The sequence below is a fragment of the Streptococcus sp. HMSC067H01 genome, assembly GCF_001814775.1.
In the GTDB taxonomy this organism is placed as follows: domain Bacteria; phylum Bacillota; class Bacilli; order Lactobacillales; family Streptococcaceae; genus Streptococcus.
Window position 1 is genome coordinate 1 of sequence record NZ_KV817777.1, and the last position, 9,670, is coordinate 9,670.

Genomic DNA, 9,670 nt, shown 5'->3' on the forward strand with positions numbered 1-9,670 from the left:
TCCTAGTTTGCTCTTTGATTTTCATTGAGTATTAAACGTGAGTTTTATCTGGTCTTATTTTTATCTTTAATCTTGTGTTGAAGGTAAAAAACAAACTTTGCTAATCCACAGGCTGTGGATAACTATTTCCAAAAGTTAGTATAAAAAAACAGATGTTTTGAGAATTGGTTATCTTCAAAATCGAGTGTGAAAGTACTTTGATAGAGAGTTAATGCTTGTTTTAAAAGTATATGTTTTAAAAGTATATGTTTTAAAGCTTTATTCTTATAAAGAGTTGAGAGAGCATTATTGAAAAAAATATTTTCCCACAAGTTATCCACAAATTGTGGATAACTTGTGGGATATTGTATTAGTTATGCTTTGGCAACCAGCTGAGGGCAAAGTCAAGAGTCTTGGCATTGAGCAGTTCCTGATGGCTGATGCTTTGTTTTTCTTTCCCGTCCAGTCGACAGTCTTGGACAAAGTGGAAGTGTTCATGATTTTGCTGAGTACGAACATCCAACCACTGATTTTTTTCTGCCAGATAGACACGAAGGTGGTCAAAGAGTGGAATCCCAAGGTCATAACTTGCTTTTCCTGGGCAGGTTGGGTAAAGTCCGAGAGCAGACCATACATACCAAGCCGATAGACTACCATTGTCCTCATCTCCTGGATATGCATCCCAGCCAGCTTGAAAAGCTTTTTGACGGAGGGTCTTGATTAAGAGACTAGTATATTGGGGATAGTTACTATAACGGAAAAGATAAGGGATGTGGAAACTTGGTTGGTTGGAAATGGCTAGTTGAGCAAATGGCGCTGTTGCCATCTCGCTCATCTCATGAATTTCATATCCATAGCCATTCGTTTCAAAGAGCGGTAGACTTTGACAAGCTTTCAAAAGATAGTTACTAAAGGCTTCTTTTCCACCCATTAGTTGGCTAAGTCCAGAAATGTCATGTAAGACACCTAGACTGGCTTGAATAGCTGAACATTCGGCGTAATCTCGCCCCCAACTATAGGGAGAAAAGTCAGGACGGAAGTTGCCATCTACATCACGCGCCCTCATATAGCCTGTCTCAGGGTCAAATAGGTTTTGATAATTCTTAGCATATTGAGCATAGGATTGTGCCAGCTCTTCTTGACCTAATTTTGCTGCGCAGGTAGAGATGCAAAAATCACTGTAAGCATAGTCCAGTGTATGACTGACACTTTCGTGGTGGTCTGTGGATAAATAGCCCAGTTCTTGGTATTGGCTTAGGCCGTGTCGCCCGTTGATAGCTTTTGGATCTGCCTTAGTAGCAGTTTCAATCATGGCTTTGAGAAATTCTTCTTCAAACTCAGGTGCCATGTTTTTGCAGGCGCTATCTGCAATAAGACCATCAATCAAAGTGCCAGGCATCATTCCTCTTTCATCAGGGGCAAGCCACTTAGGGAGATATCCAGTATCTCGATAGCTATTGAGGAAGCCTTCGAGAAACTGACGATAGTGCTCTGGAATAATCAAGGCAAAGAGTGGGAATGAAGTGCGGAAGGTATCCCAGAAACCATTATTGGTAAAGAGAAGACCTGGTTTAATTGTTCCTGAAGCGAGGTCTATATGAATCTCTTCTCCCTGTTCACTCACCTCATAAAAGGTTTGCGGGAAGAGAAAGAGTCTGTATAGACAATGATCAAAAAATGTTCGGTCTACAGAGCCGGTTTCCACGACATCAAATCGGCCTAGAAGATCTTCCCAACTTTTTTTGGCGTCTGCTCTTGTTTCTGTAAAATCCTGTTTAGGAAGATTAAAGAAAGCTTGTTCTTTGGAAATAAATGAAGTGGCCAATTGAATCTGAGCTTCCGCTCCAGCCAAATCAATACGCCAGTCTTGCCCCTCTTGATTGATAGATAGAATATCCGTAGAGAATGTGAGGGCAGTGTACATGACGAGAGGACTTTTATTAGTTTCGGTTTCACCTTCTTGTCTCAGGGCCAGAGTTCGCTTATCGACTTGTTCAACTGTCAGTTCATCTGCTGCGTGAAGATAGAGGGAGAGGGCTTTTCCTTGTGTTTGTCTTAGTTGAATAGAAGCTCCATGGCAAGTAGGACTTAGCTGCGTTTCAATCTGATAACGCTCAGAAAAAATCTTTAGAAAATGAGGATTGAAAATAGCACGTTCAAGATTATAAGAAGACTGACGATGGAAGAGAGTGTTACCCTTGATTTTTCCTGTAACTGGAGTCAGTAAGAGCCAGGAGTAATCGCCAATCCAAGGGCTAGGCTGGTGGGTTAGTCGAATCCCCTGAAAGATAGGAAGATGAGGGTCAAAAAACCAAGATCCTTCTTGGTCACTAGTTTGTGGAACAAAGTAATTCATCCCAAAAGGCACACCAGTGTATGGTAGTGTGTTTCCTCGTGAAAAAGCATGTTTACTGGCTGTTCCAAAACGCGTATTTATGGTTTCAAGTATCGGTTTCATAGTGGTTTCCTTCAGTAGTTTTCTACATTATATCAGAAAAAGGATACTTTTAGAAAATGACTTTAAAATATAACAATTTTGTAGAATAATGACTAACATTTGTGTATATATTTTCTGGGCTAAAAGCTATATACTGAAAATGAAAATTTGTTTGAAAGAGGCAAAATAGTTTATGGTTTATTCAAAAGAAATCGTCAGAGAGTGGCTAGATGAGGTAGCGGAGCGTGCTAAAGATCATCCGGAATGGGTGGATGTCTTTGAGCGTTGCTATACAGACACTTTAGACAATACAGTTGAAATCTTAGAAGATGGCTCGACCTTTGTGCTGACTGGGGATATCCCAGCTATGTGGCTTCGGGACTCGACTGCTCAGCTTAGACCATACCTTCATGTGGCAAAAAGAGATCCTCGTTTGCGCCAGACCATTGCTGGTTTGGTTAAACGCCAGATGACTTTGATTCTCAAGGATCCCTATGCCAACTCTTTCAATATTGAGGAGAACTGGAAGGGTCATCACGAGACAGACCATACAGACCTCAATGGCTGGATTTGGGAACGTAAGTATGAAGTGGATTCGCTTTGTTATCCATTGCAATTAGCTTATCTTCTTTGGAAAGAAACTGGCGAGACTAGTCAGTTTGATGAAACTTTTGTTACGGCGACCAAGGAGATTCTTCATCTTTGGACGGTGGAGCAAGATCACAATAACTCTCCGTATCGCTTTGTTCGTGATACCGATCGTAAGGAAGACACTTTGGTTAATGATGGTTTTGGTCCTGACTTTGCCGTGACAGGAATGACCTGGTCAGCCTTTCGTCCAAGCGATGACTGCTGTCAGTATAGCTACTTGATCCCGTCAAATATGTTTGCAGTGGTTGTTTTGGGATATGTCCAAGAAATCTTTGCAGAATTGAAGCTAGCTGATAGTGAAAGCATCATTGCTGATGCCAAACGTCTGCAAGCTGAAATTCAAGAAGGGATCGAAAATTACGCCTACACGACTAACAGCATGGGCGAGAAGATCTATGCCTTTGAAGTAGACGGTTTAGGAAATGCTAGCATCATGGACGACCCTAACGTACCAAGTTTGTTAGCTGCTCCATATCTTGGTTACTGTGATGTGAACGATGAGGTCTATCAAGCAACTCGTCGCACCATTCTCAGCCCAGAAAATCCTTACTTCTACCAAGGAGAATACGCTAGCGGTCTCGGAAGCTCTCATACCTTCTATCGTTATATCTGGCCGATTGCCCTATCAATTCAAGGCTTAACAGCTACAGATAAAGCTGAAAAAAAATACTTGCTAGACCAACTAGTTGCCTGTGATGGCGAAACAGGTGTTATGCATGAAAGCTTCCACGTAGATGACCCGACTCTCTACTCTCGTGAATGGTTCTCATGGGCCAACATGATGTTCTGCGAATTAGTCTTGGATTACTTGGATATTCGCTAATACTCTTCGAAAATCAAATTCAAACCACGTCAGCTTCGCCTTGCCGTACTCAAGTACAGCCTGCGGCTAGCTTCCTAGTTTGCTCTTTGATTTTCATTGAGTATAAGGAGCACGCTTTAGCTTCACTGATTCTTGTTAGAATCACAAATATATTTTTAAATTTAAGTTAGAATGAGGTTTTACTCATGGAAAATGTTGTTGTACATATCATCTCTCACAGTCACTGGGATCGTGAGTGGTATCTACCTTTTGAAAGTCACCGTATGCAATTGGTGGAACTGTTTGACAATCTGTTTGATCTTTTTGAAAATGATCCTGAATTCAAGAGTTTCCACTTGGATGGACAAACCATTGTCCTTGATGACTATTTAGAAATTCGCCCTGAAAACCGTGACAAGGTGCAGCGCTATATCGACGAAGGCAAACTCAAGATTGGTCCCTTCTATATCTTGCAGGATGATTACTTGATTTCAAGTGAAGCCAATGTCCGCAATACCTTGATTGGACAAGCTGAATGTGCTAAATGGGGCAAATCTACTCAAATTGGCTACTTCCCTGATACCTTTGGAAATATGGGGCAGGCTCCTCAAATCCTTCAAAAATCAGGTATTCACGTAGCAGCCTTTGGTCGCGGTGTCAAGCCAATAGGATTTGACAATCAAGTCCTTGAAGATGAACAGTTTACCTCTCAATTTTCTGAGATGTACTGGCAGGGTGCAGATGGGAGTCGTGTCCTGGGTATTCTCTTTGCTAACTGGTATAGTAATGGGAACGAAATTCCAGTGGATAAAGACGAAGCCTTGACCTTCTGGAAACAAAAATTAGCAGATGTGCGTGCCTACGCTTCGACCAATCAATGGTTGATGATGAACGGTTGTGACCACCAGCCTGTACAGAGAAATATTAGTGAAGCGATTCGTGTGGCAAATGAACTCTTCCCAGACGTGACCTTTATTCACAGTTCTTTTGATGAATATGTCCAAGCAGTGGAAAGTGCACTTCCTGAACACCTATCAACGGTCACAGGTGAGTTGACCAGTCAGGAAACGGATGGTTGGTATACTCTTGCTAACACCTCTTCTTCCCGTATTTACCTCAAACAAGCCTTCCAAGAAAATAGCAACTTGTTAGAGCAGGTCGTGGAACCATTAACCATTATCACTGGTGGACATAACCACAAAGATCAATTGACCTATGCTTGGAAAGTACTTCTGCAAAATGCACCGCACGATAGTATCTGTGGTTGTAGTATTGACGAAGTTCACCGTGAAATGGAAACTCGTTTTGCAAAGGTTAATCAAGTCGGGAATTTTGTTAAGAGTAATCTTCTTAACGAGTGGAAACATAAAATAGCAACTCAGGAAGCGCAAAGCGACCACCTCTTTACCGTTGTCAACACAGCTTTACATGACAAGGTAGATACTGTCAGTGTTGTAGTGGATGTGGTTACTTGTGATTTCAAAGAATTGCATCCGACTGAAGGTTACAAGAAGATGGCAGCCGTGACCTTGCCAGATTACCATGTTGAAGATTTGGATGGCCATGTCCTTGAAGCCAAGATTGAAGACTTGGGAGCAAGTTTTGGCTATACTCTGCCTAAAGATAAATTCCGTCAACCCTATATTGCTCGTCAAGTGCGCGTGACAATCCCAGTTCACCTTGCTCCTCTTTCTTGGGCAAGCTTCCAATTGGTCGAAGGTCAAGTAAATCACCGTGATGGTATTTACCAAAATGGAGTCATTGATACCCCATTCGTAACAGTGAGTGTAGACCAAGGAATTACACTCTACGACAAGACTACGAATGAAGCTTACGAAGATTTCATCCAATTCGAGGACCGTGGAGATATTGGTAACGAGTACATTTACTTCCAGCCGAAAGGAACTGAGCCAATTTATGCTCAATTGAAGGGATACGATGTCCTAGAAAACAATGCTCGCTATGCCAAAATCTTGCTCAAACATGACTTGACTATTCCAGTTAGCGCAGATGAAAAATTGGATGCAGAACAAAGAGGTATCATCGAGTTCATGAAACGAGACGCAGGTCGTTCAGAAGAGTTGACAACCATTCCTCTTGAAACAGAAATGACTGTCTTTGTGGACAATCCACAGATTCGCTTTAAAACTCGTTTTACCAATACTGCCAAGGATCACCGCATCCGTCTCTTGGTCAAAACTCATAACACTCGTCCAAGCAATGATTCCGAAAGCATCTATGAAGTTGTGATAAGACCAAATAAACCAGCAGCTTCTTGGGAAAATCCTGAAAATCCACAACACCAACAAGCCTTTGTCAGCTTGTATGATGATGTTAAAGGAGTGACAGTATCCAATAAAGGATTGCACGAGTATGAAATTCTTGGAGATGACACCATGGCTGTAACCCTTCTTCGTGCTTCAGGCGAACTCGGTGACTGGGGTTACTTCCCAACGCCGGAAGCTCAGTGTTTGCGTGATATCGAAGTTGAATTTGCAGTAGAATGCCACCAAGCAGGGGAACGCTTCTCAGCTTTCCGTCGTGCCAAAGCCTTCCAGGTGCCATTTACAGCTCTTCAAGTTGCAAAACAAGAGGGAAGCGTTGCAGCAACGGGTAGCCTCTTTAACCATCCTGCACTCAGTTTGCCACAAGTCTGCCCAACAGCCTTTAAGGTGGCTGAGAATGAAGAAGGTTATGTCCTTCGTTACTACAACATGAGTCAAGAAAATATCCGTGTGTCTGAAAAACAACAAACTATTCTTGACTTGTTGGAACGCCCATACCCAGTCCATTCAGGACTATTGGCACCACAGGAAATTCGTACAGAACTCATTCAAAAAGAAGAAATTTAATTTCAAAAAGTAAACATAAACAGAAAGGAGGAGCGAAAAAGTAAGAACCAACTGCTGATTCGCTCCTTTTTGCAGGTGAAAGCAATGATCATTGCAACAATTGATATCGGAGGGACTGGCATTAAGTTTGCTAGTCTAACTCCTGATGGAAAGATTTTAGATAAAACCAGCACCCCAACTCCAGAAACTTTAGAAGATTTATTGGCTTGGTTGGACCAACGCTTGTCAGAACAGGACTATCGTGGGATTGCTATGAGTGTTCCAGGAGCGGTCAATCAAGAAACAGGTGTGATCGAGGGGATTAGTGCCATTCCTTATATCCATGGTTTTTCATGGTATGAGACCCTTGCTCATCACCAACTCCCTGTCCATCTAGAAAATGATGCCAACTGTGTTGGACTTAGTGAACTGCTAGCTCATCCTGAGATTGAAAATGCAGCCTGTGTTGTCATTGGCACAGGGATTGGTGGCGCCATGATTATCAATGGCAAAATTCACCGTGGTCGCCACGGCTTAGGTGGTGAGTTTGGCTATATGACAACCATTGAACCAGCTGAAAAACTCAACAACTGGTCACTATTAGCTTCTACAGGAAACATGGTTCGTTATGTGATTGAAAAATCAGGTCAGTCAGACTGGGATGGCCGAAAGGTTTACCAAGAGGCTTCAGCAGGTCATGCCCTTTGCCAAGAAGCCATTGAGCGTATGAATCGTAATCTAGCTCAAGGCTTGCTCAATATCCAGTATCTAATTGACCCAGATGTCATTAGCCTAGGTGGCTCTATCAGTCAGAACCCAGATTTTATCAAAGGGGTGCAAAAAGCGGTAGACGTCTTTGTGGAAAGATATGAAGAGTATACAATTGCGCCAGTGATCCAAGCCTGCACCTATCAGGCAGATGCCAATCTCTACGGTGCCCTTGTCAACTGGTTACAGGAGGAAAACCAATGGTAAATTTTACCGGAATTAGCAGTAAACAACAGCAAGCTATAGACTTGCTTCAAAAGCACATTTCTCTACCAGATGTAGAAGTGGCAGTCGCTCAGTCTGACCAAGCTTCTATCTCTATCAAGGGTGAGGGCGGAGAATATAAATTGACTTATCGCAAACCTCACCAACTCTATCGCGCCTTGTCTGTGCTAGCAACAGCTTTAGTAGAAGGTGACAAGGTGGAGATTGAGGAGCAAGCGGCTTATGAAGATTTAGCCTACATGGCGGATTGTTCCCGTAATGCGGTTCTAAATGTTGCATCTGCCAAGCAGATGATTGAAGTCTTAGCTCTCATGGGTTATTCAACCTTTGAGCTCTACATGGAAGACACCTATCAGATTGAAGGGCAACCTTATTTTGGCTATTTCCGCGGGGCTTATTCAGCTGAAGAATTACAGGAAATCGAAGCCTATGCCCAGCAGTTTGATATGACTTTTGTTCCTTGTATTCAGACCTTGGCTCACTTATCAGCCTTTGTTAAATGGGGTGTTAAAGAAGTCCAGCAACTTCGTGATGTAGAGGACATTCTCCTCATCGGCGAAGAAAAAGTTTACGACCTAATCGACGGCATGTTTGCGACTTTGTCTAAGCTACAAACACGCAAGGTCAATATCGGCATGGACGAAGCCCACTTGGTTGGTTTGGGACGCTATCTCATCTTAAACGGTGTTGTGGACCGTAGTCTCCTCATGTGTCAACATTTGGAGCGCGTGCTGGATATCGCAGACAAGTATGGTTTCCACTGCCAGATGTGGAGCGATATGTTCTTCAAACTCATGTCAGCAGATGGCCAGTACGACCGTGATGTCGAAATTCCAGAAGAAACTCGTGTTTATCTTGACCGTCTCAAAGACCGTGTGACCTTGGTTTATTGGGATTATTACCAAGATAGCGAGGAAAAATACAACCGTAACTTCGGTAATCACCACAAGATTAGCCAGGATATTGCCTTTGCAGGTGGTGCTTGGAAGTGGATTGGTTTCACACCACACAACCATTTCAGTCGTCTCATCGCTATCGAAGCAAACAAAGCCTGCCGTGCCAATCAGATCAAAGAAGTCATTGTGACTGGTTGGGGGGACAATGGTGGTGAAACAGCTCAGTTCTCGATCCTGCCTAGCTTGCAAATCTGGGCAGAACTCAGCTACCGCAATGATTTAGAGCGTTTGTCAGCTCATTTCAAGACCAATACAGGTCTATCGGTTGAGGACTTTATGCAGCTGGATTTGGCCAACCTTTTACCAGATTTACCAGGAAATCTAAGCGGTATCAATCCCAACCGCTATGTCTTTTATCAGGATGTTCTTTGCCCAATTCTTGATAAGCACATGACTCCTGAACAGGACAAGCCTCACTTTGCTCAGGCAGCTGAGACTCTTTCTGACATTACAGAAAAAGCTGGAGTCTATGCTTATCTCTTTGAAACACAGGCCCAGTTGAATGCTATTTTAAGTGGCAAGGTTGATGTGGGACGACGCATTCGTCAAGCCTATCAAACAGGTGATAAAGAGAGCTTGCAACAAATTGCTAGAGAAGAACTGCCAGAACTCAGAAGTGAGATTGAAAACTTCCACAAGCTCTTTAGCCACCAATGGTTGAAAGAAAACAAGGTCTTTGGTTTGGATACAGTAGATATCCGCATGGGTGGACTTTTGCAGCGGATCAAGCGAGCAGAAAGTCGCATTGAAAACTACCTGACAGGCGAAATCTCTCGTATTGACGAACTAGAAGTAGAGATCTTGCCATTTACTGACTTCTACGCAGATAAGGACTTCGCAGCAACGACAGCCAACCAGTGGCATACTATTGCGACAGCTTCGACCATTTATACAACCTAGAAATTTATCACAGATAGCCAAACATCTCCTTTTAAATAAATGGAGATGTTTTTTGATTTGGAGGTTGGGAAGGAGTATAATGAAGGTATAATACTCTTCGAAAATCAAATTCAAACCACGT

General features: G+C 42.8%; 5 protein-coding genes. 4 read left to right on the plus strand and 1 reads right to left on the minus strand.

What is annotated here, in order from left to right:
- Positions 1-349 precede the first annotated feature (349 nt).
- Positions 350-2,437, minus strand: a complete 2,088-nt coding sequence (locus HMPREF2987_RS00940; RefSeq protein WP_075228958.1) for a GH92 family glycosyl hydrolase — start codon at positions 2,435-2,437, stop codon at positions 350-352.
- A 172-nt stretch (positions 2,438-2,609) separates the two neighbouring features.
- On the opposite strand from HMPREF2987_RS00940, the gene HMPREF2987_RS00945 reads away from it, so the two are divergent.
- The 4 genes from HMPREF2987_RS00945 (at position 2,610) to HMPREF2987_RS00960 (ending at position 9,549) form a co-directional block, all read left to right on the plus strand.
- Entirely contained in the window at positions 2,610-3,890 is a 1,281-nt protein-coding gene (locus HMPREF2987_RS00945) for a glycoside hydrolase family 125 protein (RefSeq protein ID WP_075228959.1), read from the plus strand.
- A 185-nt stretch (positions 3,891-4,075) separates the two neighbouring features.
- A complete protein-coding gene (locus HMPREF2987_RS00950) occupies positions 4,076-6,721 on the plus strand; it encodes an alpha-mannosidase (protein ID WP_075228960.1) in 2,646 nt (881 codons plus the stop codon).
- Positions 6,722-6,805: 84 nt separating this feature from the next.
- A complete protein-coding gene (locus HMPREF2987_RS00955) occupies positions 6,806-7,675 on the plus strand; it encodes an ROK family protein (RefSeq protein ID WP_075228961.1) in 870 nt (289 codons plus the stop codon).
- A complete protein-coding gene (locus HMPREF2987_RS00960; protein WP_075228962.1) occupies positions 7,669-9,549 on the plus strand; it encodes a beta-N-acetylhexosaminidase in 1,881 nt (626 codons plus the stop codon). The genes HMPREF2987_RS00955 and HMPREF2987_RS00960 overlap by 7 nt, the downstream gene beginning before the upstream one ends.
- The last annotated feature ends 121 nt before the right edge of the window (positions 9,550-9,670 follow it).